Annotated in this window: 26 protein-coding genes; all 26 read right to left on the bottom strand. The window is 67.3% G+C overall.

The genetic code is table 11. The features are described from left to right. Nucleotide 1 precedes the first annotated feature (1 nt). Nucleotides 2-1,207 carry a CaiB/BaiF CoA transferase family protein gene (locus tag ACH82I_RS01235; protein ID WP_230744130.1) on the bottom strand — a complete coding sequence of 402 codons (1,206 nt, stop codon included), beginning with the start codon at nucleotides 1,205-1,207 and terminating at the stop codon, nucleotides 2-4. Nucleotides 1,208-1,209: 2 nt separating this feature from the next. Further along, entirely contained in the window at nucleotides 1,210-1,626 is a 417-nt protein-coding gene (locus ACH82I_RS01230) for a PH domain-containing protein (RefSeq protein ID WP_230744131.1), read from the bottom strand. 25 nt (nucleotides 1,627-1,651) lie between these two features. Further along, nucleotides 1,652-2,491 carry an ATP phosphoribosyltransferase gene (gene hisG / locus ACH82I_RS01225; RefSeq protein WP_230744132.1) on the bottom strand — a complete coding sequence of 280 codons (840 nt, stop codon included), beginning with the start codon at nucleotides 2,489-2,491 and terminating at the stop codon, nucleotides 1,652-1,654. Nucleotides 2,492-2,526: 35 nt separating this feature from the next. Continuing rightward, nucleotides 2,527-2,790: a phosphoribosyl-ATP diphosphatase gene (locus ACH82I_RS01220; RefSeq protein WP_413334959.1), complete on the bottom strand. Its 264-nt coding sequence runs from the start codon at nucleotides 2,788-2,790 to the stop codon at nucleotides 2,527-2,529. An 80-nt stretch (nucleotides 2,791-2,870) separates the two neighbouring features. After that, entirely contained in the window at nucleotides 2,871-3,536 is a 666-nt protein-coding gene (locus ACH82I_RS01215) for a nicotinamide mononucleotide transporter family protein (protein ID WP_230744134.1), read from the bottom strand. Nucleotides 3,537-3,545: 9 nt separating this feature from the next. Beyond that, nucleotides 3,546-4,208 carry a ribulose-phosphate 3-epimerase gene (rpe, locus tag ACH82I_RS01210; RefSeq protein WP_230744135.1) on the bottom strand — a complete coding sequence of 221 codons (663 nt, stop codon included), beginning with the start codon at nucleotides 4,206-4,208 and terminating at the stop codon, nucleotides 3,546-3,548. A gap of 1 nt (nucleotide 4,209) precedes the next feature. Next, the gene (locus ACH82I_RS01205; RefSeq protein WP_230744136.1) at nucleotides 4,210-5,667 is read right to left on the bottom strand and encodes an RsmB/NOP family class I SAM-dependent RNA methyltransferase; all 1,458 of its coding nucleotides are present in this window, start codon (nucleotides 5,665-5,667) and stop codon (nucleotides 4,210-4,212) included. A gap of 5 nt (nucleotides 5,668-5,672) precedes the next feature. Then, nucleotides 5,673-6,671: a methionyl-tRNA formyltransferase gene (locus ACH82I_RS01200; RefSeq protein WP_413334956.1), complete on the bottom strand. Its 999-nt coding sequence runs from the start codon at nucleotides 6,669-6,671 to the stop codon at nucleotides 5,673-5,675. Nucleotides 6,672-6,701: 30 nt separating this feature from the next. Further along, the gene (locus tag ACH82I_RS01195; protein WP_413334954.1) at nucleotides 6,702-8,855 is read right to left on the bottom strand and encodes a primosomal protein N'; all 2,154 of its coding nucleotides are present in this window, start codon (nucleotides 8,853-8,855) and stop codon (nucleotides 6,702-6,704) included. A gap of 17 nt (nucleotides 8,856-8,872) precedes the next feature. Continuing rightward, complete coding sequence (gene metK, locus ACH82I_RS01190; protein WP_413334953.1) at nucleotides 8,873-10,078, bottom strand: methionine adenosyltransferase; 1,206 nt, start codon at nucleotides 10,076-10,078, stop codon at nucleotides 8,873-8,875. Continuing rightward, complete coding sequence (gene coaBC / locus ACH82I_RS01185) at nucleotides 10,075-11,331, bottom strand: bifunctional phosphopantothenoylcysteine decarboxylase/phosphopantothenate--cysteine ligase CoaBC (protein ID WP_413334951.1); 1,257 nt, start codon at nucleotides 11,329-11,331, stop codon at nucleotides 10,075-10,077. The genes metK and coaBC overlap by 4 nt, the downstream gene beginning before the upstream one ends. Continuing rightward, entirely contained in the window at nucleotides 11,328-11,663 is a 336-nt protein-coding gene (rpoZ, locus tag ACH82I_RS01180) for a DNA-directed RNA polymerase subunit omega (protein WP_230744141.1), read from the bottom strand. Before rpoZ ends, coaBC begins: the two co-directional genes overlap by 4 nt. A gap of 12 nt (nucleotides 11,664-11,675) precedes the next feature. Further along, entirely contained in the window at nucleotides 11,676-12,239 is a 564-nt protein-coding gene (gene gmk / locus ACH82I_RS01175; RefSeq protein WP_230744142.1) for a guanylate kinase, read from the bottom strand. 19 nt (nucleotides 12,240-12,258) lie between these two features. Next, nucleotides 12,259-12,570 carry an integration host factor, actinobacterial type gene (gene mihF / locus ACH82I_RS01170; protein ID WP_230744143.1) on the bottom strand — a complete coding sequence of 104 codons (312 nt, stop codon included), beginning with the start codon at nucleotides 12,568-12,570 and terminating at the stop codon, nucleotides 12,259-12,261. 243 nt (nucleotides 12,571-12,813) lie between these two features. Beyond that, a complete protein-coding gene (gene pyrF, locus ACH82I_RS01165; protein ID WP_413334948.1) occupies nucleotides 12,814-13,653 on the bottom strand; it encodes an orotidine-5'-phosphate decarboxylase in 840 nt (279 codons plus the stop codon). Beyond that, entirely contained in the window at nucleotides 13,653-16,928 is a 3,276-nt protein-coding gene (carB, locus tag ACH82I_RS01160; protein ID WP_413334946.1) for a carbamoyl-phosphate synthase large subunit, read from the bottom strand. Before carB ends, pyrF begins: the two co-directional genes overlap by 1 nt. A gap of 11 nt (nucleotides 16,929-16,939) precedes the next feature. Beyond that, nucleotides 16,940-18,091, bottom strand: coding sequence for a glutamine-hydrolyzing carbamoyl-phosphate synthase small subunit (gene carA / locus ACH82I_RS01155; protein ID WP_413334944.1), 1,152 nt, complete (start codon nucleotides 18,089-18,091; stop codon nucleotides 16,940-16,942). Beyond that, nucleotides 18,088-18,582, bottom strand: coding sequence for a hypothetical protein (locus tag ACH82I_RS01150; protein WP_413334942.1), 495 nt, complete (start codon nucleotides 18,580-18,582; stop codon nucleotides 18,088-18,090). Before ACH82I_RS01150 ends, carA begins: the two co-directional genes overlap by 4 nt. After that, nucleotides 18,567-19,877: a dihydroorotase gene (locus ACH82I_RS01145; protein WP_413334940.1), complete on the bottom strand. Its 1,311-nt coding sequence runs from the start codon at nucleotides 19,875-19,877 to the stop codon at nucleotides 18,567-18,569. The genes ACH82I_RS01150 and ACH82I_RS01145 overlap by 16 nt, the downstream gene beginning before the upstream one ends. Continuing rightward, a complete protein-coding gene (locus ACH82I_RS01140) occupies nucleotides 19,870-20,850 on the bottom strand; it encodes an aspartate carbamoyltransferase catalytic subunit (RefSeq protein ID WP_413334938.1) in 981 nt (326 codons plus the stop codon). Before ACH82I_RS01140 ends, ACH82I_RS01145 begins: the two co-directional genes overlap by 8 nt. Continuing rightward, nucleotides 20,847-21,398, bottom strand: a complete 552-nt coding sequence (gene pyrR / locus ACH82I_RS01135) for a bifunctional pyr operon transcriptional regulator/uracil phosphoribosyltransferase PyrR (RefSeq protein WP_230744150.1) — start codon at nucleotides 21,396-21,398, stop codon at nucleotides 20,847-20,849. Before pyrR ends, ACH82I_RS01140 begins: the two co-directional genes overlap by 4 nt. Before the next feature lie 123 nt (nucleotides 21,399-21,521). Further along, nucleotides 21,522-21,929: a transcription antitermination factor NusB gene (nusB, locus tag ACH82I_RS01130; RefSeq protein ID WP_413334937.1), complete on the bottom strand. Its 408-nt coding sequence runs from the start codon at nucleotides 21,927-21,929 to the stop codon at nucleotides 21,522-21,524. After that, the gene (gene efp / locus ACH82I_RS01125) at nucleotides 21,930-22,490 is read right to left on the bottom strand and encodes an elongation factor P (protein ID WP_413334935.1); all 561 of its coding nucleotides are present in this window, start codon (nucleotides 22,488-22,490) and stop codon (nucleotides 21,930-21,932) included. A gap of 188 nt (nucleotides 22,491-22,678) precedes the next feature. Next, nucleotides 22,679-23,794, bottom strand: coding sequence for a 3-dehydroquinate synthase (aroB, locus tag ACH82I_RS01120; protein WP_413334933.1), 1,116 nt, complete (start codon nucleotides 23,792-23,794; stop codon nucleotides 22,679-22,681). Nucleotides 23,795-23,899: 105 nt separating this feature from the next. Further along, nucleotides 23,900-24,517, bottom strand: coding sequence for a shikimate kinase (locus ACH82I_RS01115; protein WP_413334931.1), 618 nt, complete (start codon nucleotides 24,515-24,517; stop codon nucleotides 23,900-23,902). Continuing rightward, on the bottom strand, nucleotides 24,514-25,713 hold the full coding sequence (gene aroC / locus ACH82I_RS01110; RefSeq protein WP_413334929.1) for a chorismate synthase: 1,200 nt from the start codon (nucleotides 25,711-25,713) through the stop codon (nucleotides 24,514-24,516). Before aroC ends, ACH82I_RS01115 begins: the two co-directional genes overlap by 4 nt. Nucleotides 25,714-25,720: the final 7 nt, after the last annotated feature.

Raw genomic sequence — 25,720 nt, 5'->3', positions numbered from 1 at the left:
CTCAGTCCTCGGAGTCCAACCACGCGAGGATCGTGTCGGCATCCTCATCGAGCAGCGGCGGAGCCTCGTGGCTGGTGCGCGTGGTCTCGACCTCGGCCTCGCCCGCGGCGTCGAAGAACCGCAGCGGCGGACCGGGCAGGTCGATGTCGCCGAGGACGGGGTGGTCGACGGAGACCTTGAGCCCCTGGCTGAGTGCCTGATCCCAGTCGTAGACCTCTTCGAGGGTGCGCACGGTGCCCGAGGGGATGCCCGCGGCGGTGAGCTTGGCCAGCAGGTCTGCGGAGTCGAACTCACCGAACTTCGATTCGATGAGGTCGATGAGCGCCGGCCGGTTCGCCACTCGGGAGGCGTTGTCGGCCAGACCCTCGGTCGCCGGGTCGATGTCGAAGGCGGTACAGAACTTCTGCCACAGGTTCTCGTTGCCCACGGAGATCTGGACCGCACCGTCGCGGCACTTGAACAGGCCGTAGGGCGAGAGCGAGGGGTGGTGGTTGCCGCCGGGCTGCGGGTTCTCCCCCGCCACGGTGGCGCGCGTGCCCTGGAAGGCGTGGACGCCAACCATCCCGGCGATGAGCGAGGTTCGCACCACCTTTCCCTTCCCGGTGCGTTCGCGTTCGAGGAGGGCGGCCAGGACTCCGTAAGAGCCGTAGATGCCGGCGAGCAGGTCAGCGATCGGCACACCGACGCGCTGCATGTCATCGGGTCCAGAGCCGGTCAGCGACATCAGTCCGGCCTCTCCCTGCGCGATCTGGTCGTAGCCGGCGCGGGAGGCTTCGGGTCCGTCGTGGCCGAACCCGGTGATCGAGAGGATGACCAGGCGCGGGTTGATCTCCATGCACACCCCGGTGGAGAAGCCGAGGCGATCGAGGACGCCGGAGCGGAAGTTCTCGATGAGCACATCGGCGCGGGAGATGAGTTCGCGCAGCGTGTCCTTGCCCGTCTCGGATTTGAGATCGAGGGCGATGGATTCCTTGTTGCGGTTGCAGGAGAAGAAGTAGGTGGCCTGCGGATCGTCTTCGGGCCCGACGAAGGGCGGGCCCCAGGATCGGGAGTCATCACCCTTGCCCGGGTTCTCGACCTTGATCACTCGGGCGCCGAGGTCGCCGAACATCATTCCGGCGTGCGGGCCGGCGAGTGCTCGGGAGAGATCGATGACGGTGTATCCGCTCAGCGGCCCATCAGTGCCGGTGGGTGTGTCCTTAGCCATTCCTAGTCCTCCTTGAATCGGGTCCATTCAGCGATGAGCTGACGCAGTCGTGCGCATTCCTCGTGGGCTCGGGCCCCGTCCGCGTGCTGGATCGCCATCACCGGAGTGGTCGTCCCGTCCGTGAGGTCGAGGATCGGCCACGGGTCGTCGCCTTCGGGCGAGAACGTGACGCCGAGGATCTGGCCCCATTCGAGGGTCCGGGTCCGCACCATGTTCTTCACCACCAGGCCAGTCTCGGACGGACGGGCCTGGATGTCGGCGATGCGCAGCAGTGCGGCCGCGAAGACGATGCCCAACACGTTCATCCATATCATGTCCAGACCCGTCCAGGGTTTCCAGTCCACGATGAGGAGTGCCACGGAGAGCACGCTGAAGCCCACGAACACGGCGATTGCTCCGACGATGCTGATGATGCGCACCTGTCGGGGACGGAAGGTCCGGAGATCAGATTCGGCAGGCGCCAATGTTCGTCACCAGAATCGCACGGGCACCGACGTCGTAGAGCCGGTCCATGACGTTGTTGACCTCTTTGGCTTCGACCATCACGCGGGCGGCCACCCAGCCAGTCTCCTGCAGCGGGGAGATGGTCGGTGATTCGAGACCGGGGGTCAGCGAGATCGCTTCGGGCACGAGGCGCTCTTCGATGTTGTAGTCGACGAGCACGTACTGGCGGGCGACCATGACGGATTCGAGCCGCCGCTTGAGCACGCCGATCCTCTCAGCTGCGCCGTCGCGCTGGATCAGCACGGCCTCGGATTCGAGCAGGGGTTCGCCGAAGGTCTCGAGTCCCGCAGCACGCAGGGTGCTGCCGGTCTCGACGACATCGGCGATGGCATCGGCGACGCCGAGCTGGATGGACACCTCGATGGCGCCGTCGAGTTGAACGGTGGAGGCGTCGATGCCGCGGGAGCGGAGATCGGATTCGACGAGGTTGGGGAAGCTGGTGGCGATGCGCGCACCGGCCAGCTGCTCCGGCGAGGTGAAGCTGCCGCTGGTCCCGGCGTAGAAGAAGCGGGAGGCGCCGAAGCCGAGTCCGATGACCTCTTGGGCCTCGGCCTGGGATTCGAGCAGCAGGTCACGACCGGTGATCCCGGCGTCGAGGATGCCGGATCCGACGTAGATGGCGATGTCGCGGGGGCGCAGGTAGAAGAACTCGACCCCGTTGACCTCGTCCTGATGGACGAGGGTCTTGCTGCCTCGGCGGGTGGAGTATCCGGCCTCGCTGAGCATCTCGGAGGCGGCTTCGGACAGGGCGCCTTTGTTCGGCACGGCTACACGCAGCATGTTGTCCCTTTGTGGTCCTGGGTCGGTCGTGGGGGTCAGAGGTGGGTGTTGACGTCGTCGAGGCTCAAGCCCTTGGCGACCATCATCACCTGCACATGGTAGAGCAGCTGAGAGATCTCCTCGGCGAGGTCGTCCTTGGTCTCGTATTCGGCGGCCATCCACACCTCGGCGGCCTCCTCCACGACCTTCTTCCCGATCGCATGGACTCCGGCGTCGAGCTCCGCGACGGTCTTCGAACCATCGGGGCGATCAAGGGATTTCTGCAGAAGTTCGGCGTAGAGCGAGTCAAAGGTCTTCACTTCTCCAGCCTAATGCATCGACCTGGACGCCCCGGCACCCGGTGTCCGTCATCTGCGTCTCAGTCCCCGGATCCGTGGTCTCAGTCCCCGGGTTCGCGGTTGATGTCGGTGGCGCCGAGGTGGGGCGCCGAGATCGTCTGCCGTGACCTCTTCGACCAGTCGAGGAAGCCGAGGACGACCATGACGAGGAAGATCAGGTAGACGGCGCCGGAGAAGACGAGACCGCCGGCCACGGCCAGCGGGATGCCGACGAGGTCGACGGCGAGCCACACGAACCAGAATTCGACGATCGCCCGGCCCTGGGCGTACATGGCCACGAGCGAGCCGATGAAGATGTAGGCGTCCGGGTACGGGTTCCAGGACCAGCCGCCGAGGGCGAGGACGAAGCCGAAGACGCCGGTGCCGATCAGGAGGGCGGCGATGAGCAGGAGCCGTTCCTTCCAGCTCGCCCAGCGGACGATGACCTCACCGGCGGATTCGCGTGACTTCCTCCACTGGGTCCAGCCCCAGACGGCGGCGACGATGATGACGACCTGGCGGGAGGCATTGCCGCCGAGTCCCGCGGAGATGCTCGCGCTCAGCAGCAGGATGGAGCCGAGGATCTGCACCGGCCAGGACAGGATGTTCCGCCGCAGCGCGAGGACCACGGTGGCCAGGGCGCAGATGTTGCCGAACAGATCGGAGTAGGGCACCGGGTTGCCCAGCAGTTCGAACGCCGGGGTGTTGAGCCAGTCGAGGATGTCCATGGGCTGAGCTCAGTGAGCGTGGGCGGCGGCGAGCTCGCGCAGTTCGGCGATGGCTCCGGCGGCGTCCTCGGCACCGTAGACGGCGGATCCGGCGACGAGCACATCGGCGCCGGCGTCGACGACCCGGTCGATGGTCGATGCCGAGACTCCCCCGTCGACCTGCAGCTTGATCTCGAGTCCGGCTGCGGAGATCGCCTCACGGGTGCGGCGGATCTTCGGCAGGCACACGTCGAGGAACTTCTGTCCCCCGAATCCGGGTTCGACGGTCATGATGAGGATCTGGTCGAATTCGCCGAGGAGGTCGACGAAGGGTTCGATCGGGGTGGCGGGTTTGAGCGCGAGGCTGGCCTTGGCACCCAGCTTCCGCAGCTCCCGGGCCAGGCGCACGGGGGCGGCGGCCGCCTCGGCGTGGAAGGTCACCGAGGCGCAGCCGAGCTCCGCATAGACGGGGGCGTTGCGGTCGGCATCGGCGATCATCAGGTGGGCGTCGAGCGGGATCGGGCTGATCGCCTGGATCCGTTCGACCACCGGGGGGCCGAAGGTGAGGTTGGGGACGAAATGGTTGTCCATGACGTCGATGTGGGCCATGTCGGCGGTGCTGATCCGGGCCAGCTCCCCGCGCAGGTCGGAGAAGTCCGAGGACAGGATGCTGGGGTTGATCTCGATGGACAATTCAGTTCGCCTTCCGCAGGAGTGCCAGGAACATGCCGTCTGTGTTGTGGAGATGGGGCCACAGCTGAGCGTACCGCCCGTCCCCTCTGCTCACCGAGGCGAACGAGGCGGCGGCTGTGGCGGACTCGCCGGATTCGGCTCCGGTGAGTTCGGCGAAGACCGCGGGTGCGTCGAGGATCTCGATGTTCGCCTCCTGGTTCTTCGCACGTTCGCGCAGCACATCGTCGACGACGAGGACGGTCTCCGCATAGTGCGGGGAGCAGGTCGAATACGCGACGACGCCCCCGGGTGCTGCGGCGTCGAGGGCGGCGGTGAGCAGTTCGCGCTGCAGACCGGCGAGAGCGTTGATGTCGGCGGGTCGGCGTCGGTAGCGGGCTTCGGGACGGCGGCGCAGCGCACCGAGGCCGGAGCAGGGGACGTCGACGAGGACCTTCGCATAGGGTCCGCTCGCCTGGCGGCCGTCCTGCAGCTCGGCGGTGACGTTGTCGAGAGCCTGGGTGGAGCTGCGGACGAGTTCGACACGGTGTTCGCTCGAGTCGAAGGCGGCGAGTCCGGTGCCGGACTGCCGCGCCACGGCACCGAGGATGGCGGCCTTGCCGCCGGGCCCTGCACACAGATCGGCCCAGTCACCTGCCGGGGCGTCGAGGTGGGCCAGGGCGAGGGCGACGAGGGCGGACCCTTCGTCCTGGACCCGAGCGCGACCGTCGGCGACGGCCGGGAGGTCCTTCGGCACTGCGGTGTCGAGGGTGACGCCGATGGGTGAGAACGGCGTCGGTTCGCCGGGCAGGTCCGCCCGGTCGATGAGTCCGGGGAGGGCGGTGACGCTGACCTTGGCGGCGGCATTGTCCGCGGCCAGCAGCTCATCGAGTTCGGCGGCGTCGCGGCCGTGGCCTTTGAGCGCTTGGGTCAGGGCCCGGACGATCCATTCGGGATGGGAGTACTCGATGGAGCGAGTGCTCAGTTCATCGGCGCCGTCGGTGACGCGGGACAGCCAGTCCTCACGGGTCACCTCCGAGACCCGGCGCAGCACGGCGTTGACGAACCCGGCGGTCTTCGGTGCGTACCTCTTGACCACGGCGACCGTCTCGGACAGGGCGGCGTGGTCGGGGATGCGCATCGACAGGATCTGGTGGGCGCCGAGGCGCATCGCGGCCAGAGGTTCGGGATCGATCGTGGCGATCTCCCGGTTCGCGGCCCGCGCGATGATCCGGTCATAGAACTCCTGCTGGCGCAGCGCTCCGTAGGTCAGCTCCGTGGTCAGGGCCGCGTCCTGGACGCCGAGGTGGGTGCGCGCGAGCTTCGCCGGCAGCAGCAGGTTCGCGTAGGAGTCCTTCTCCGCGACATCGATGAGGACCTCCCAGGCGATGCGCCGCGGCAGGTTCTTCGGTGCGTCCCTGCGAGCCCGATCGTTCGACTCGTCCCGGCGGGGCCGGTTCCTGGGGTGCTTGTTCTCGGCCATGGGCCTCACGCTCTCGGGTCGGGTACTTCGGTGCTGGTGGACTCGGTGTCGGCGGGGTCCGGTTCGGCCTCGACGGGATCGAATCGGACCTCGCCGTGGCCGCGGAGGAAGTCCACGGCCGCCATCCGGGCCTTCCCGAACGGCTGGATCTCGGCGACGGCGATCCAGCCGTCCCCGCAGCCGAGCACTGCGGTCCTGTCTCGAGTCGTCAGCAGCCCGGGTTCGGGTTGGATGTCGACCTCGACAGCTGGGCCGAGTCCGAAGATTTTGGTGCGCTTGCCGGAGATCTCGGCCCAGGGGCCGGGCGCGGGGCTGGTGCCGCGGGAGCGGTCGATGATCGCTTCGGCGGTGTGGGTGAAGTCGAGATGGGCGTCGTCGACGGTGATCTTCTCGGCGTGGCTCGCCGCTTCCCCGGCGTCGATGAGCGCCGCCTGTTCGGTGAAGTCGGCGGTGCCGGCGGCGAGGTCGTCGAAGGCGGCGACGAGTTCGCCGGCACCGGCATGGGCATAGTCGTCCAGGGCGGTCGCCACATCGGGCTGGTCGAGGGCGAGCTCGCGACGACGCAGCACGGGGCCGGTGTCCATGCCTTCGTCGATGCGGAAGACGCTGACTCCGCTGCGGGTCTCCCCGGCGATGAGGGCCCGCTGCACGGGCGCGGCTCCGCGGTGGGCAGGCAGGAGGGAGAAGTGGAGGTTGAACCATCCCAGGCGGGCCGTGGCGAGTGCGGCGGGTCCGGCGATGGCGCCGTAGGCGACGACGGCCACGGCATCGACATCGAGGTCGCGCAGCTGCGCGATGACCTCACCGCGCAGGCGTCCGGCTTCGATGACCTCGAGGCCGAGTTCGAGGGCGCGGGCCTTGACCGGTGAGGGGGTGAGCACGCGTCTGCGGCCGACCGGGGCATCGGGGCGGGTGAGGACCGCGCGGATCCGATGCTCGGATGCGGCGAGGGCCTCTAGTGCCGGCACTGCGGCTTCCGGTGTTCCGGCGAAGACGATATCCACGAGACAGGATTCTACTTGTTCACCCTGCGGTCACAGTGACCGGGGATCGTCGATGCGCACGCGCACCTGCGGCTGCTTCTTCGCCGACCGTGCCGCGGTGATGGCGGCCAGTCGGGATCCGACCCGATCTCCGGCCGAGATCGGGTAGGCGGCCACGGCCTTCTGGGTTCCCTCGTCCTCATCTTGGATGAGCTCCTCGAGCTCTTCCACCTCGGCGCCGACCTCGGCGATCACGGAGTCGATCTCGGTTCCCGACCCGGTGAGTTCGACGATGCGCCGATACGGCGGGAAACCGAGTTCCCGGCGGTCGGCCAGCTGCCGGGACATGAACGTGGCCGGGTCGAATCCGGTCACCGTGGCCCGGATCGCCTCATCGGCATCGCCGAGGTAGACGGCTCCCCCGTTCTCACGTGAGCGCACGAGCACGGCTGCCCGGAGGCGGCGCGCCACACCTTCGTCGATCGATCGCATCCAGGGGCCGGGCCACAGGGAGTCGAGCAGGATCGCGGCGGCGTATCCACCGAGGGCATAGGGTTCGGCTCCGGTGGTGGCGACGACGAGGCGCGGGACGTCGTCGATGACGGTGGAGATGTCCTCTCCCCCGGATTCGAGGATCTCGATGCCGGGCAGTGCGCGGCGCAGCTCTTCGACGGTGCGCCCGCGACCGCGCACGATCGACCGCACCTGGTGGGACCGGCACCGGGTGCAGGTGAAGGTCTCCGAGTGGTGTCCGCAGCGCCGGCAGGCGAAGGGGCCGGTCTCGGATTGGGTGGTCAGGGTCGCCGAGCACTGCGGGCACCGCGCGACCTCGTGGCAGCGGGCGCAGGCGAAGACGGGATAGTAGCCGGAGCGGGGAACCTGGACGAGGACCGGGCCGGCGGCGTGGGTGTCCTTCGGTCCGGGACGCAGGGCGCTGCGCATGATCTGCCAGGCCCGCGAGGGAATGCGCTGGAAGGCGAAGGGGTCTCGGTCTTCGTCGGGGACGAAGACGAGCGGAGCCGCGCTGCGCCGAGGCGGTCCTCCCGGGGTGATGTCGCTCAGCCAGCCGATCTCGACGAGACGCTGCACCTCGGCGCTGCGGTCGGTGGAGACGAAGAACACGCCGCAGCTCTCGATCGTCGATCGCAGCAGGCTGACCTCGCGGGCGTGCGGGTAGGGGGCGTGCTGGTCGAGGTAGTTCGAATCGGAGTCGTTCGTGCAGATGATCAGGCCCAGATCGGGCATCGGCGCGAAGGCCGCGGCACGAGTGCCGATGAGCAGCCGACTGTGTCCGAGGAGTCCCTCGAGCCACGCCGTCCACCGCTGCTCGGGAGACTGATCGGCGCTGAGCACCGCATAGTCAAAGGGACCGATGGCGTCGGCTTCGCCGGTCTCAGTTTCCCCGGTCTCAAGCGCAGCGGCGTTGACCGCGGCGGCGTCGAGGGCGGCGCTGAGCACGGCCAATTCGCGATGGTCGGGCACGAGCCACAGCACGGATCGTCCCGCGGCCAAGGTTGCGCGCGCCGCTTCGAGTCCCGCTCGGATCCACTCGAGTCCGGGATGCTCACCGGGCACGCAGCACAGAGCGAGCCGAGGGTTCTCAGCAGCGGGGCCGTCCCCGTCCGGCAGCCCGGTGACCACCCATTCGCCGAGGCGGTCGAGCAGTCCGTCACCATGTGCGGGGACCTCGGCATCGGCTCCGGTGTCCCCGGAATCCGCGGTATCCGCGGTTCTCGCAGTACCCGCGGTGACGGCCGCGGCCTTCTTCGGCTTGGATCGATTGCGGTCGGTTCTGAGCACGGCCTTCTCCGCCCGGGCGTGCCGAGGCGGGATCGCCAGCCGCAGCACATCGGAGAGAGTCCCCGCATACCGCCTGGTCACGGCCTCACAGAGAGCCAGCAGCTCGGGAGTCAGGACGACGAGCGGACTCGTGATGCGTTGGATCGTCGCCAGCGGGCCGAGGTGCTCGGAGGTCTCGACCCTTTCGAGGAGGAAGCCGTCGCGGAGACGACCGGCGAACTTCACTCGCACACGCACTCCGGGGACGGCCGCCTCGGCGAGCTTCTCCGGGATCGCGTAGTCGAAGACTCGGGCCAGGTGGGGCACCGGATGGTCGATGAGCACGCGCCCCACGGGGGCATCGGCCGCCAGCGGCACCTGGCCTTCGGCGGTGGTGCCGGTGTCGATCGGGAGGGGTTCGTCCACGGTGCCCGGCCGGGGAATCAGTTCGCGGACACGGCGCGCAGCAGAGCGTCGGCGCGGTCCGTGACCTCCCAGGTGAAATCGGGCAGCTCGCGGCCGAAGTGGCCGTAGGTCGAGGTTTGGGAGTAGATCGGACGCAGCAGGTTGAGTTCCTGGATGATCATCGCCGGACGGAGATCGAAGACCTCACGGATGGCCCGTGAGATGGCGTTGGGATCGACCTTCTCGGTGCCGAAGGTCTCGACGTAGAGGCCCATCGGTTCGACGCGTCCGATGGCGTACGACACCTGCACCTCGGCGCGGTCGGCCAGTCCGGCGGCGACGACGTTCTTCGCAACCCAGCGCATCGCATAGGCGGCCGAACGGTCGACCTTCGAGGGGTCCTTGCCGGAGAAGGCGCCGCCGCCGTGGCGGGAGTAGCCGCCATAGGTGTCGACGATGATCTTGCGTCCGGTCAGTCCGGCATCGCCCATCGGCCCACCGGTGACGAAGGGGCCGGCCGGGTTGATGTGGACGTTCACGCCGCTCGTGTCGAGACCCGAATCGGCGATCACGGGGTCGATGACGAGGTCTTTGACTTCGGCATGCAGCTGAGCCTGAGAGACATCGGCGGCATGCTGGGTGGAGAGGACGATGTTCTCGATCGACACGGCCTCGCTGCCGTCGTAGCCGAGGGTCAGCTGGGTCTTGCCGTCGGGTCTGAGGTAGTCAAGCGCTCCGGTCTTGCGGACTTCAGAGAGCTTCTCGGCCATCCGCGAGGCGAGGTGGATGGGCAGCGGCATGAGCACATCGGTGGCGTTGTCGGCGTAGCCGAACATCAGTCCCTGGTCACCGGCGCCGAGGCTGGTACCGTGATCGGCCGATTCCACGGCTTCACGGAAGTCGAGCGGATTCGTGACTCCGGAATGGATGTCCGTGGACTGGCTGCCGATCGATACTGAGACTCCGCAGGAGTGCCCGTCGAAGCCGGTGTCCGAGGAATCGTAGCCGATGCCGGTGATCAGTCGACGCACGATGCCTGCGACATCGGCGTAGGCCGCAGTGTTGACCTCGCCGGCGACGTGGACGAGTCCGGTGGTGACCATGGTCTCCACGGCGACCTTGGCGTTGGGGTCCTGGGCGAGCAGATCGTCGAGGACGGCGTCACTGATCTGGTCGCAGATCTTGTCCGGGTGTCCCTCGGTGACGGATTCTGACGAGAAGTAGCGAAGATTTGTTTGAGTCACGGCGTCGATTCTACGCATTCGAACTGACGCGACACCGCGTCGATGACCTTTTGCGAAACATCGTCCTTGCTGCCGCGGACTTCCTCTCCTGCCAGCACCTCGTCACCGTCCGCGCTGAGGATCTGCACGACGGTGTCGTCGTGGCCGAAGGCGCGATCTTCGGAGACGTCATTGAAGACGAGGAGGTCGGCGCCCTTGCGTCGGAATTTGTCCTTCGCATAGTCCAGCGCCGAGTGTGTGCGGTCACCGGTCTCGGCAGCGAAGCCGACGATGATCTGTCCCGGCCTGCGCGCGGCGACGAGTCCGACGAGCACATCGGGGTTCTGCACGAGGGTGAGTGTCAGCCCGTCCTCGCCGGACTTCTTCATCTTCGAGTCGTTGGTCTCGGCGGGACGGTAGTCGGCGACGGCGGCGGACATGATCAGGGCATCGGCGCGTGTCTGGGCCGATGCCATGGCGGTCTGCAGCTGACGTGTGGATTCGATCTCGGTGACGGTGATTCCGGCGGGGAGTCCGACGAGCAGTCCCGAATCGACATTGGCGGCGACGAGTTCGACCTCGGCTCCGGCCGCGGCGGCGGCCTTGGCCAGGGCGATGCCCTGTTTGCCGGAGGAGCGGTTGCCGAGGTAGCGGACCGGGTCGAGTGCTTCACGGGTGCCGCCGGCACTGATGGCGACGTGTCTGCCGCTCAGCGGACCGGAATCAGCGGTCCGGCCGGCGAAAGACTCATCGTCGGCGGCCGCCAGGGCGAAGTCGACGATGGTGTCGGGTTCGGGCAGGCGACCGGGGCCGGAATCGGGGCCGGTGAGGCGCCCGACAGCGGGCTCGAGGACGTGGATGCCGCGTTGTCTCAGGGTCGCGATGTTGGCGACGGTGGCCGGGTTGTGCCACATCTCGGTGTGCATGGCCGGGGCCACGACCACCTCGGCGGTGGTGGTCAACACAGTCGCTGTGAGGAGGTCATCGGCGATGCCGGCGGCGATCTTGGCGATGATATTCGCCGTCGCCGGAGCGATGATAACGAGTTCGGCCTCCTGGCCGATGCGCACATGGTTGACCGACTCGACCTCGTCGAAGACGTCGGTGCTCACGGTCTGGCCGGACAGAGCCTCGAAAGTGGGGGCGCCGACGAATTCGAGGGCGTTGGCCGTGGGTACGACCTTGACGCTGTGGCCGAGTTCTCGGAGCCGCCGGATGACATGTGCCGCCTTGTAGGCGGCGATTCCACCGGCGACGCCGAGTACGGTTCTCACTGGTCGCTGAAGTCGATCGCGCCGTCGTTGCTCACCGGTGCGGTCTGCACGGGCTCTTCCGCGAGCGGAGCGAAGTCGGCCTCGGTGACCTCCCGGGCGACGATCTTGGATTCGTTGATCTCGCGCAGAGCGATCGACAGGGGCTTCTCGTTGGTGCCCGGGGTGACGAGCGGTCCGACGTTCTCCAGCAGGCCCTCTTGCAGCTGTGCGTAATAGGAGTTGATCTGGCGGGCGCGCTGCGCCGCGATGGAGACCAGCTCGTACTTGGATCCGGTGACGGTCAGCAGATCGTCAATCGGAGGATTCGTGATGCCTTCGGGCTGTGCAGGCAAGGACTGTCCAATCTAATCGGAAGTGGATATACCCATCAATGATATGAGTTCTTCGGCCGCAGTGCGAACGTGGGCATTGACGATGGTGACGTCGAACTCGGATTCCGCCTCGAGTTCGCGCTTCGCGGTGGCCAGTCGGCGCTCCTGCTCCTCGGCGGTCTCCGTGCCCCGTCCGGTCAGACGGGAGACGAGCTCCTCCCAGCTGGGCGGGGCGAGGAAGACGAACCGGGCATCGGGCATCTTCTCCTTGACCTGGCGCGCTCCCTGCAGGTCGATCTCGAGCAGGGCGGGACAGCCCTGCGCGAGTTTGTCGTGCACCTGCCGTGACGGCGTGCCGTAGCGGTGGCGGCCGTGGACCACGGCGAATTCGAGCAGCTCATCGGCGGCGATCAGGGCATCGAACTCATCGTCGCTGATGAAGTGATAATGAACACCATCGACTTCGCCGGGTCGCCTCGGCCGCGTCGTTGCCGACACCGAGAACCAGACCTCAGGGTGATGCTCGCGGATATACGTGCTGATGGTGCCTTTTCCGACCGCGGTCGGGCCCGCAAGGACGGTGAGTCGATTGTTCACAGATCTATTGTTGCCATACTCAGGAGTATTTCTCCAAAAGGGCGTTCTTCTGGTGCACGCCCAGGCCCTTGATGCGTCGGGAGGTGGCGATGCCGACCTCTTCCATGGCCGCTTCGGCACGCCGGTCGCCGACGCCCGGCAGAGCCCGCAGCAGGTCGAGGACACGCATCTTTGCGAGTGCTTCGTCCGCTGCGGCCTTCTTGAGCACGGCGGCGAGATCGGTTTGACCATTCTTCAGCGCGGTCTTGACCTCGGCTCGCGCCTGACGCGCCTTGAAGGCCTTGTCAAGAGCAGCTGAACGCTGTTGTGGGGTCAACGGTTCGAGTGCCACATTATCTCCTCTGTCACCATGAACGGGCAGGTAGGGAAGTTGCTTCAGTCTAAAACAAAACTGCGCACACTGTCGCAATGCGGCGAAGAAAACTCGACTCCCGCGCAGATTCGCCGAATTCCGCCCGTTCCGGCCCGGCTCAGCGGGCCGGTGTGCAGCACGTTCCGACCGGCCGAGCGGCAGGGTGGCCGGCCGGGTGGCAGGGTGGTCGGCCCTCCCCGACCGGCCGGGTGGCCCCGCTGTTCAGTCGGTGCTGCGAAGTGAACGGTTGAGCGCCTCCGCGGCGCCGCACAGTCCCTGCGGTCCGGCCCCGAGCACGGCCCGTGAGGCCGTGGCGAGGATCTGGTTCCCGGCGATCGCCTGCGTACCGAAGACCTCGCGCAGCTCACGGATTCCGGCGCCCTGGGCGCCGACTCCGGGAGCCAGGATCGGTCCCCTGCAGGAACTGGGATCGATGCCCAGTTCCCGTGCGGCCTGACCGATCGTGGCCCCGACGACGAGTCCGAACCGGCCCAGAGCCTCCCCCGGGCCTGCGGCATTGCGGGCCGCGACCTGGTCGACGATCGCGGCGGCCACCGCCTTGTCCCCCAGGCGGGCGTGCTGGACCTCGGCACCTTCGGGATTCGAGGTCAGGGCGAGGACGAACACGCCCCGGTCGTGGCGTTCGGCGAGGTCGAAGGCCGGAGCCAGGGCCTCGAATCCGAGGAACGGGGAGACAGTGATCGAATCCGCAGCCAGCGCCGAGGCCGGATCGAGGTAGGCCTGGGCGTAGGCGCCCATGGTCGACCCGATGTCCCCGCGTTTGATGTCGAGGACACTGATGATCCCCGCTTCACGGCAGGCGACGAGGGTATCCTCGAGCGCGGCGACCCCGGCGGAGCCGAAGCGTTCGAAGAACGCCGACTGCGGTTTGACCGCGGCCACGCTGCCCGTGAGCTCCGTGACCACGCGCAGGCCGAACTCCCGCACACCGTCAGCACTCGAGGGCAGGCCCCAGGCGTCGAGGAGATGGTCATGCGGGTCGATGCCCACACACAGCGGTCCGTGTTCGGCCATCGCCGCCTGCAGCCGGTCGCCGAACATCAGGCGCTCCAGTCCTGGAGGCTGCGGACGCCGAACTTCTTGTCCCTGACCACTTCGAGCGAGGTCACGGCCGCAGCGAATTCGGCCAGGGTGGTGATCAGCGGAACCGAGTTCGCCGTCGCCGAGGCCCGGATCTCGTAGCCGTCGGCGCGTTCCTGCCGTCCGGACGGAACGTTGATGACCATGTCGATGGTGCCCGCCGCGAGGTAGTCGAGGATCGTGCGGTCCTCGGCATCGGCCTCGAAGTGCTTGTGCACCTGTGTGGTCCTGATCCCGTAGCGGGAGAGCACCGCGGCCGTGCCGGTGGTGGCGACGACGTCGAAGCCCATGTCGACGAGTTCCTTGACCGGCAGCACCATGGCCCGCTTGTCGCGATCAGCCACGGAGACGAACACGGTGCCCGAGGTCGGCAGCTTGATCGAGGCACCGAGCAGTCCCTTGGCGAAAGCCGTCGGGAAGTCGTGGTCGATGCCCATGACCTCACCGGTCGAGCGCATCTCAGGTCCGAGCACGGAATCAACGACCTTGCCCTCGACGGTGCGGAACCGGCGGAAGGGCAGCACCGCCTCCTTGACGGCGATCGGGTGATCGAGCGGCAGGGTCGAACCGTCGCCGGTTTCCGGGAGCAGCCCGCCGCGGAGGTCCGCGATCGTCCGGCCCACGGCGATGAGCGCCGCGGCCTTCGCCAGCTGGGTCGAGGTCGCCTTCGAGACGAAGGGCACGGTCCGCGAGGCACGGGGGTTGGCCTCGATGACGTGGAGGACGTCGGCGGTGATCGCGAACTGGATATTGAGCAGACCGCGCACGTTCGTGCCCTCGGCGATGGCCAGGGTGGCGTGGCGGACGCGTTCGAGCACGTCCTCCCCCAGGGTCAGGGACGGCAGCACGCAGGCCGAGTCGCCGGAGTGGATGCCGGCCTCCTCGATGTGCTCCATGATCCCGCCGATGAAGATGTCATCGCCGTCATAGAGGGCGTCGACGTCGATCTCGATGGCGTCCTCGAGGAAGCGGTCGACGAGCACCGGCCGGTCGACGGAGATCTCCGTGGCCGTGGCCATGTAGTCGACGAGCTGCGTGCGATCGTAGACGATCTGCATGCCGCGCCCGCCGAGCACATAGGAGGGACGCACGAGCACGGGATAGCCGATCTCCTCGGCGATCTTCTCCGCCTCGGCGTAGGTCACGGCGGTGCCGTGCTTGGGTGAGGTGAGCCCGGCACGGTCGAGGACCGCTCCGAACTCGCCGCGGTCCTCGGCGAGGTCGATGGCTTCGGGCTGAGTGCCGAGCACGGGCACACCTGCGGCCTTGAGCTTGTCGGCCAGCCCCAGCGGGGTCTGCCCGCCGAGGGTGCAGACGACGCCGAGCACCTCACCGGCGGCCGCCTCGGCGTGGTAGACCTCCATGACGTCTTCGAAGGTCAGGGGTTCGAAGTAGAGGCGGTCGGCGGTGTCGTAGTCGGTGGACACGGTCTCCGGGTTGCAGTTGACCATGACGGTCTCGTACCCGGCCTCGGAGATCGCCATGGTCGCGTGCACGCACGAGTAGTCGAATTCGATGCCCTGGCCGATCCGGTTCGGTCCGGAGCCGAGGATGATCACGGCCGGCTTCTCGCGGGGGGCGACCTCGGTCTCCAGGTCATAGCTCGAGTAGTGGTACGGGGTGTGGGCGGCGAACTCACCGGCGCAGGTGTCGACGGTCTTGAACACCGGGCGCAGGCGCAGAGCATGCCTGACCCCGGTGACGACGTTGGTGTCGAGGTTGCGCAGGGCCGCGATCTGCTCATCGGAGAAGCCGTGGTTCTTCGCCTCCCTGAGCACCTCGGCGTCGAGTTCCTCGGCCTCGGCGATGTATTCGGCGACCTCGTTGATCAGTTGGATCTGGTCGAGGTACCAGGGATCGATCTCGCAGGCGTCGAAGACCTCGGCAGCACTCAGTCCCGCGGCCAGGCCGCGCTGGACCGCGTGGATCCGATCGGCGGTGGCATGCGAGATGGCCTCGAGAACGGATTCGCGGACGTCCTCATCGGTGATGTCGGGAAGCTCGCCCCAGGAGAACGAGGCATTCTTCTGCTCCATCGAGCGCATCGCCTTCTGCAGGGCGGTGGTGAAGTTGCGGCCCAGCGCCATCACCTCGCCCACGGACTTCATGGTCGTCGTCAGCGTCGGGTCCGCGGCGGGGAACTTCTCGAAGGTGAACCGCGGGATCTTGACCACGACGTAGTCGAGGGTCGGTTCGAAGCTGGCCGGGGTGACCTGGGTGATGTCGTTGGGGATCTCGTCGAGCGAATAGCCGACGGCGAGCTTCGCCGCCATCTTCGCGATTGGAAAGCCGGTGGCCTTCGAGGCCAGAGCAGACGAGCGCGAGACGCGCGGGTTCATCTCGATGACGACGATTCGGCCGGTCTTCGGATCCACGGCGAACTGGATGTTGCAGCCGCCGGTGTCGACTCCCACGGCTCGGATGATGGCGATGCCGACGTCGCGCATCTTCTGGTATTCGCGGTCGGTCAGCGTCAACGACGGGGCGACGGTGATGGAGTCGCCGGTGTGCACGCCGACGGGGTCGACGTTCTCGATGGAGCAGACGACGACCACATTGTCCTTGTGGTCGCGCATGAGTTCGAGTTCGTATTCCTTCCAGCCGAGGATGGACTCCTCGAGCAGTACTTCGTGGGTAATGGAGTCGGAGAGTCCGGCACCGGCGATGCGGCGCAGATCGGATTCGCTGTAGGCCATTCCGGAGCCGAGTCCGCCCATCGTGAACGACGGACGCACGACGACCGGGTAGTTGAGCTCCTCGGCACCGGCCAGCGCCTCTTCGAGGGTGTGGCAGATGACGGAGCGGGCTGATTCGGCGCCGCAGTCGGCGACGATGTCCTTGAACTTCTGCCGGTCCTCACCGCGTTGGATGGCTTCGACGTCGGCGCCGATGAGCTCGACGCCGTGCTTATCGAGGATGCCCGCATCGTGGAGGGCGATGGCCGCGTTGAGAGCGGTCTGACCGCCGAGCGTCGGCAGGATCGCGTCGGGACGTTCCTTCTCGATGATCGATTCGATGATGTCGGGGTCGATCGGTTCGACATAGGTGGCATCGGCGACGTCCGGATCGGTCATGATCGTCGCCGGATTGGAGTTGATGAGGATGACGCGCAGCCCTTCGGCCCGCAGCACCCGGCAGGCCTGTGTGCCCGAGTAGTCGAATTCGCAGGCCTGACCGATGACGATGGGGCCCGAGCCGATGACGAGGACGGACTTGAGATCGTGTCTGAGTGGCATGGGGTCTCCTTTTAAGCCTGTGCGACCTGGGAAGCGGACATGAGGTCGATGAAGCGGTCGAAGAGGTAGCTTGAGTCGTGCGGCCCGGCTGCGGCTTCGGGGTGGAACTGGACGGAGAACGCTGGAATGTCGAGGCAGGCCAGTCCCTCCACGACATCGTCGTTGAGGCACACGTGCGAGACCGTGACGCGACCGAAGTCCGCCGAATGCGGAGCCTGGGTCTCTCCGTCCAGGGGCGCGTCGACGGCGAAGCCGTGGTTCTGGGAAGTGATCTCCACCTTGTCGGTGGTGCGGTCCATCACGGGCACGTTGATCCCGCGGTGTCCGAAGGGCAGCTTATAGGTGCCGAAGCCCAGCGCCCGACCGAGCAGCTGGTTGCCGAAGCAGATGCCGAAGAACGGGATCCGGGCGGCCAGCACTTCGCGCAGCAGCTCCACCTGGTCATCGGCGGTCTCTGGGTCGCCGGGACCGTTGGAGAAGAAGACTCCGTCCACGCCGAGTGCCTGGATCTCCTCGAAGGTGACCGTCGCGGGCAGCACGTGGACGTCGATGCCGCGTTCGGCCAGCCGCTGCGGGGTCATCGACTTGATGCCGAGGTCGACGGCGGCGACGCTGAAGCGCTTCTCGCCCTGGGCGGGCACGAGTGCGGGTTCGGTGACCGAGACCTCTTCGGCCAGCCGGGCACCGGCCATCTCGGGCGCGGAGCGGACCGTTTCGAGCAGCTCGGCCTCGCTCGCCTCAGCGGCGGGTCCGGAGAAGATGCCCACCCGCATCGCGCCCTTGTCGCGCAGGTGCAGGGTCAGGGCGCGGGTGTCGACGCCGCTGATGCCGACGACTCCGGATTCGTCGAGTCGGGTGGCCAGGTCGCCCTGGGAACGCCAGTTCGAGGACACTCGGGAGGCGTCGCGGACGACGTAGCCGGCGACCCAGATCTTCCGGGACTCGTCATCGGCGTCGTTGATGCCGGTGTTGCCGATGTGCGGGGCCGTCTGGATGACGATCTGCCGGTGGTAGGACGGGTCGGTCAGCGTCTCCTGGTAGCCGGACATGGCGGTGACGAAGACCGCTTCGCCCAGGGTCTGTCCGATCGCGCCGTAGGCGGAGCCGTGGAAGGTTCGGCCGTCTTCGAGGACGAGGACGGCGGCTGTGGTGGAAGGTCTCATTGTGCCTCTTCGATCATTGCGCGGATGCTCTCGACGGTGGGGGTGGTGTTCGTGGCGTAGCGGGCTCGGAACCCGGTGTCGACGAGTGTGTCGCCGAGGCGCCAGGTGATGCGCACGATTCCGCCGCGTTCGACGAATTTGCCGATCATCCCGGCCGTGGTGTCCACGGACACGATGTCGCGGCGGGGAATGAGGAAGTCCTCACGTCCGGCCAGGTCCATGATCACTCCCCCGTCGGTGATGACGAGTTCGCCTGTGGTGCGGATGCCCAGGCCGTGCACGGCCACGCGTTCGAGCGGATGGCCGGCCTTCGTCGTCGAGACGTAGGAGCCTTCGACGGGTTCGGACAGCGGGGTGATGCCCATGTGCGGCTTGGCCGGCTGCGGGACATCGGACTGGTTGCGTTTGCGTCGGCTCCAGCCCCAGGTGATCGCGATGATCACGAGGAGGAAGACGACGGCGATGATGATGACGCTCACTGGTCGGTCCATGATGCTCCTGCCGGGTGGGGGGTGCTGAGAACGCCTTCGGCAAGGACCCGGTGGCCGTAGAAGAAGGTGTCGGTGATGTCGGTGGCCACGTCCAGACCGGCGAAGGGATTGTTGCGTCCCTTCGTGGCATGTTCGGCGGGCACGATCGTGTGCGACCGGTTCGGATCGATGAGCACGATGTTCGCGCTCGCCCCGATCTCGAGGCTGCCATGGCCCGAGGCCCCGGTGATCCGGGCAGGGGCCGATGACATGACACGGGCGAGGTCGCCGAAGTCGAAGTCGTGGTCGGACATGGCTTCGACGACGATCGGCAGCGCCGTCTCCATGCCCACCATGCCCATGGCCGCCGCCGTCCATTCGCTGCACTTGTGTTCGGCGGTGTGCGGGGCGTGATCGGTGCCGACGACGTCGATGGTTCCGTCGGCCAGTGCCTCGCGCAGGGCCGTGACGTCGGCGGCGGTGCGCAGCGGCGGGTTGACCTTGTAGACGGGGTCGAAGGAGCGCACCAGTTCGTCGGTGAGCATGAGATGGTGCGGGGTGACCTCGGCGGTGACCCGGATGCCGCGCGACTTCGCCCACCGGATGAGATCGACGCTTCCGGCCGTGGAGACGTGGCAGACGTGGAGTCGGGAGCCGACGTGCTCGGCCAGCAGCACGTCACGGGCGATGATCGATTCCTCGGCCACCGCCGGCCAACCGGGCAGTCCGAGTTCGGCGGAGACGGTGCCTTCGTTCATCTGCGCCCCTTCGGTCAGGCGCGGCTCCTGGGCGTGCTGGGCGATGATGCCGTCGAAGGTCTTGACGTATTCGAGCGCCCGGCGCATGAGCAGCGGGTCGGACACACAGATGCCATCGTCGGAGAACATCCGCACGCGTGCGGCCGATCGGGCCATGGCTCCGAGTTCGGCCAGCTGCTCACCGGCCAGGCCGATCGTCACTGCGCCGATGGGCACCACCTCGGTGTAGCCGGCGGAGCGGCCCAGCCGGTGCACCTGCTCGACGACGCCGGCGGTGTCGGCCACCGGCGCTGTGTTGGCCATGGCGTGTACGCAGGTGTATCCGCCGGCTGCCGCCGAGCGGGAGCCGGTGAGGATCGTCTCAGCGTCTTCCTTGCCCGGTTCGCGCAGGTGGGTGTGCATGTCGACGAGTCCGGGCAGGGCGACGAGCCCTGCGGCGTCGACGGTCTCCGCTCCGGCACCGAGGAGGTCGGGATCGACGATGCGACCGTCCTTGATCGCGATGTCGCCGGCGCCGCGTCCGAGGATGTCCGCACCGCGGATGAGATAGTCAGTCATTGGTCTCCTCCTGACCTGTCAGCAGGCGGTAGAGCACCGCCATGCGCACGCTCACTCCGTTCTCGACCTGATCGAGAACGAGGGCGCGGGGTGAGTCGGCCGCGGCCGCGGAGATCTCGAATCCGCGGTTCATCGGTCCCGGGTGCATGATGAAGGTCTCGGCCGGCAGAGCCGCCAGTCGCGCCGCGCTCAGTCCCCACAGCCGGGCGTATTCGCGCGCATTGGGGAAGAACGACTCATGCATCCGCTCGTGTTGGACACGCAGCATCATCACGGCCTGGAAGTCCTCGGCCGCCAGGGCCTCGTCGAGATCGTAGTGGATGGTCACCGGCCAGGTGTCCGCACCCCAGGGCAGCAGGGTCGGTGGGGCGATGAGGTGGACGTCCGCGCCGAGGCGGGCCAGCAGGTGGACATTGGATCTGGCCACTCGGGAGTGCAGGACGTCGCCGACGATGGCGACCTTCGCACCGTCGAGTGCGCGTCCCCGCGGTCCTTCCTCGACCGGCCCCGAGGCGGGGAATCCGTTCAGCGCCCGCCGCAGGGTGAAGGCGTCGAGTAGTGCCTGGGTGGGGTGTTCGTGGGTGCCGTCTCCGGCGTTGACGACGGGCACATCGATCCAGCCGGTGTGGGCCAGCCGGTGTGCGGTGCCGGCCCCGGAATGGCGGACGACGAGGGCGTCGGCGCCCATCGCGGAGATGGTCTGGATGGTGTCCTGCAGGCTCTCCCCCTTGGACACCGAGGAGCCCTTTGCGGAGAAGTTGAGGACGTCGGCGGAGAGTCGTTTGGCTGCGGCTTCGAAGGACAGCCGGGTCCGTGTCGAGTCTTCGAAGAAGAGGTTGACGACGGTGCGACCGCGCAGCACCGGCAGCTTCTTGATCTCCCTCTGGGAGACCAGCGCCATCTCTTCGGCGATGTCGAGGATGGCCACGGCGTACTCGCGGTCCAGGGATGCGGTATCGAGCAGGTGCTTCATTCGCGACCTCCCGAGATGGTGACCGCATCCTCGCCGTCGATCTCGGCCAGAGACACGTTGACGCGTTCGCTGCTCGAGGTCGGCAGGTTCTTGCCGACATGGTCCGCTCGGATCGGCAGATCCCTGTGCCCTCTGTCGACGAGGACGGCGAGTCTGACCTTGGCGGGGCGTCCGAGGTCGGCGAGGGCATCGAGGGCGGCCCTGATGGTGCGACCGGAGAAGAGCACATCGTCGACGAGGACGACGGTCCTGCCGTCGATGCCGGCACTCGGGATCCGCGTCGGCTCCGGGGCTCTGTAGGAGCCGCCGCGCAGATCATCGCGGTACATCGTGATGTCGAGGCTGCCGACGAGCTCGCTCGCCTGTGTCTCTCCGCCGGAGATCTCGGCGATCTGGTCGGCGAGCCTGGTCGCCAGAGGGACGCCGCGGCGCGGGATGCCGAGGAGGACGAGGTTGTCGCTGCCCTTGTCGGATTCGATGATCTCGTGGGCGATGCGGGTGATCGCCCGGGTGATGTCGGGCGCGTCCAGCACTGTTCGCTGTGTCATGGTTCCCCTTCTCCGCCTCTCCGGACGGTGGTTAAAGGAGTGGTTCGATTCGATTGTAGACGCCGTGGCCACCGTGGCGAGCCGTGGGTCCGGAGTCTGGACGCACGGTTCGTCCACGGCGCCTCAGATCAGCGTCGGTTTGACGTCGAGGATGCGTGAGAGCAGGCCGGAGACGAAGCCGGGCGAATCATCGGTCGAGAATTGTCGGGCCAGGGACACCGCCTCGTCGATGGCGACCTTGTCCGGGACCTCCTCGTTGAACAGGATCTCCCAGGTTCCGATCTCGAGCAGCGCCCGGTCGACAGCCGGCATCCGCTCGAGCGTCCAGCCCTGCGCGTAGGTGGAGATGATCTCGTCGATCTCCGCCTGACGACCGGTGATGCCTTCGACGATCTCGACGGCATAGGCCTTCATGGGATATTCGGGATCGTTCGAGCGCATGGTCACGAGCTCGTCGATGGCGAGGCTGCGCTGTCCGGCTTCGAACAGCAGTTCGAGGGCCCTGCGGCGGGCCCGGGTGCGTGCCGACACTTACTTGACGCGACCCAGGTAGTCGCCGCTGCGGGTGTCGACCTTGATCTTCGTTCCCTCTTCGAGGAACAGCGGCACCTGGATCTCGTAGCCGGTCTCGAGCGTGGCGGGCTTCGAGCCTCCGGTGGAGCGGTCGCCCTGCAGGCCCGGTTCGGTGTGAGAGATGGTCAGCTCCACCGAGGCGGGCAGCTCGACCGAGAGCGGGGTGCCGTCGTGGAAGGAGATCTGCAGATCCTGGTTCTCGAGCATGTAGTTCGCGGCATCACCGACGAGATCGGGCGAGATGCTGACCTGGTCGTAGTCCTTGGCGTCCATGAACACGTAGTCGGTGCCGTCGTGGTAGAGGTACTGCATATCGCGACGGTCGACGTTCGCGGTCTCGACCTTGGTGCCGGCGTTGAAGGTCTTGTCGATGATCTTGCCGGAGATGACGTTCTTGAGCTTGGTGCGGACGAAGGCCGGTCCCTTGCCGGGCTTAACGTGCTGGAACTCGAGCACCTGCCACAGCTGGTTGTCGATGTTGAGCACGAGGCCGTTCTTCAGGTCATTGGTTGTCGCCACTAATCCGTCCTTCTTCGCTTCAGTCCTGAGCACCCGCGGCGCTGCCGTGGTGATCGACGTGTGTCGGCGGTGTCGCCGGTCTGGCAGTTTCGCCAATCAGCAATTCTAGCAAGCTCGTGGATGAGCTTCCATCCGCGCGGATTCGGCGGCCCCGCAGAGGGTTGTTCGAACCTGCCTGCGCCCGGTCGTCAGCCGAGACCGCCGCCGAGCGTCATCCGCGGTGAGTCCTCACCGATCTCCTGGTAGGCGGTGTGCAGGATCGACAGATCGGGGATCTCGACGGTCGCCGGTGCGCCGATGTCGGAGAGCAGGACCATCCGCAGCATCGAGCCGCGGGCCTTCTTGTCCCGCTTCATGGTCTCAAGCAGCTGCGGCCATACATCGGCGCGGTAGCCCAGCGGCAGGCCGAGCTTGCCCAGCAGCTCCCGATGGAGGTCGACGACCTCGGTCGAGAGGTTCTTGACCATGGCGGCGACCTCGGCGGCGAAGACCATGCCCACGGACACGGCCGCACCGTGTCGCCACTGGTAGCGCTCCTTGTGTTCGATCGCGTGCCCCAGCGTGTGCCCGTAGTTGAGGATCTCCCGACGGCCGGACTCCTTGAAGTCGCTGGCGACGACCTCGGCCTTGACGGCGATGGCGCGTTCGATGAGTTCGCGCAGCACGGGTCCCGAGACATCGGCGATCTCCGCCTTCGTGTGCTTTTCCACGAGTTCGAGGATCGCGGGGTCGGCGATGAAGCCGGTCTTGACCACCTCGGCGAGGCCGGTGAAGAGTTCGTTCTCCGGCAGCGTCGTCAGGGTGTCGAGGTCGACGAGGACACCGGCCGGGGCGTGGAAGGAGCCGACGAGGTTCTTGCCCTCTGCGGTGTTGATGCCGGTCTTACCGCCGATCGAGGCGTCGACCATGCCGAGCACGGTGGTCGGGATGTGGATCACCCGGATGCCGCGCAGCCAGGTGGCTGCGACGAAGCCGCCGAGGTCGGAGACGGCACCGCCGCCGACGGTGATGATCGCGTCGGTGCGGGTGAAATCGCTCTGACCCAGCACCTGCCAGCAGAAGGCGGCCACCTGGATGTGTTTGGCCTCCTCGGCGTCGGGGATCTCCGCGACGATGGCGTCGAGCCCGGTCGCACCGAGATCGTCGCGGACGGTCTCCCCTGTGGCGCGCAGGGCGCGGGGGTGGATGACGAGGACCTTCTCGACCCGCGGACCCAGCAGCTCGGGCAGCTGCCCGAGGAGACCCTGACCGACGAGAACCGGGTACTGGCCACCGGATTCGACGTTGATGCGTGTGAAGCTCATGCCACCGCTTTCCTCTTCTGCATTCACGTACCTGCCCAGCCTAGCCGCCGTCGCTTCCGGGTGCCGACCCCGGGTGCGCGTCCCGTTCGGCAGGTGTCCAGCGGTTCATTCCTCGTGGCTGGCGTACTTCGCATACTCTTCGGCTCGCTGCAGTCCGGTGAGCACATCGACGACGCGGTTGACGACCGTCGAGGGCGGCGAATTCGAGGCCTGGACCCGGAAGGTCGCCACCTGGTCGTAGAGGGGCTCACGCTCGGTGACCAGGGCCAGCCAGTTCTCCACCGGAGATCCGGCGCCGCGCAGCAGCGGTCGGTGCGGAGCGTTGAGCCTGGTGGCGACCGTCTCGACATCGATGTCGATGTGCACGACCTTGATCGCCGGATGCTTGAGCTGGGCCCGGGTGCCGGGATTGAGGATCGCTCCCCCGCCCAGGGAGACGATGCCCGGGCGATCGAGGAGGCGCCGCAGGGCCCTACGCACGACTTCGCGTTCGACCCGGCGGAAATGGTCCTCTCCGCGTTCGACGAAGATCTCGGCGATGACCCCGTACTGCTCGACGATATTGGCGTCGGTGTCGGTCAGGGGCAGGTCGAGGCGGTCGGCGAGAAGTCGGCCGATCGTGGATTTCCCGGCCGCCGGTGGTCCGGTCAGCACGATCCGCGACTGCGCGGCCGGGTCCGGTTCCAGCGGAGGAACCGGTTTCGGGAGCGGGGTGTCGGTCATCGTCCGATGTGGAGGTTCTCCGGAATGGCCGCGACGTAGGCGTCCAGGTTCCGTTTGGTCTCGGCCACTGAGTCGCCGCCGAACTTCTCGACCACGGCCTCGGCGAGGACGAGGGCGACCATCGCCTCGGCGACGACTCCGGAGGCGGGAACGGCGCACACATCGGAACGCTGGTGGTTTGCCTTCGCGGCCTCTCCGGTGGCGACGTCGACGGTCGCCAGGGCGCGCGGGACCGTGGCGATGGGCTTCATGCCGGCACGCACCCGCAGCGGTCCGCCCGTGGACATGCCTCCCTCGGTGCCGCCGGCCCGGTTGCTCACGCGACGGAAGCCGTCCTCGCCCACGGCGAGCTCATCGTGGGCCTGTGACCCGGGACGCTTGGTGGTGAGGAAGCCATCGCCGACCTCCACACCCTTGATCGCCTGGATGCCCATCAGCGCACCGGCCAGCCGCGAGTCGAGGCGACGGTCCCAGTGGACGTGGGAGCCCAGGCCCGGAGGCAGGTCGTAGGCGAGGACCTCGACGACTCCGCCGAGGGTGTCACCGGCCTTCTTCGCCGCGTCGATCTCCGCGACCATGGAGGCCGAGAGCTCGGTGTCGAAGCACCGCACCGGGTCGGCGTCGAGGGTCTCGACATCGGCGGCGGTCGGCAGCTCGGGGGCGGCATCGGCCGGATGTTCGGCGGTGCCGATGGCCACTGTGTGGGAGACCAGCGTGATGCCGAGTTCGCGCAGGAAGTTCGCGGCCACCGTGCCCAGCGCCACCCGCATCGCGGTCTCCCGGGCCGAGGCCCGCTCGAGGACGGGGCGGGCCTCGTCGAAGCCGTACTTCTGCATGCCGACGATGTCCGCGTGTCCCGGGCGGGGTCGAGTCAGCGGTGCGTTGCGGGCCTGACCGGCGAGTTCGTCCTCGCCGATCGGGTCCGGGCTCATCACGGCCTCCCATTTGGGCCATTCGGTGTTGCCCACCTCGACGGCCACGGGAGAGCCGAGGGTGAGTCCGTGTCGGACACCGCCGAGGAGTCTCACCTCATCGGCCTCGAATTTCATTCGGGCACCGCGGCCGTAGCCCAATCGGCGGCGAGCCAGGCTCGCACGGATATCGTCCCTGGTGATCGGAATATGGGCGGGAAGTCCCTCAATGATCCCGGTCAGCGCTTCGCCGTGGGATTCGCCTGCAGTCAGCCATCTCAACATTCCACCG

Origin of the sequence: Brevibacterium sp. GP-SGM9 (genome assembly GCF_047300845.1) — a bacterium.
Lineage (GTDB): Bacteria > Actinomycetota > Actinomycetes > Actinomycetales > Brevibacteriaceae > Brevibacterium.
Note: the sequence above shows the minus strand (reverse complement) of the source record. Positions and strands in the feature narration are given on the sequence as shown.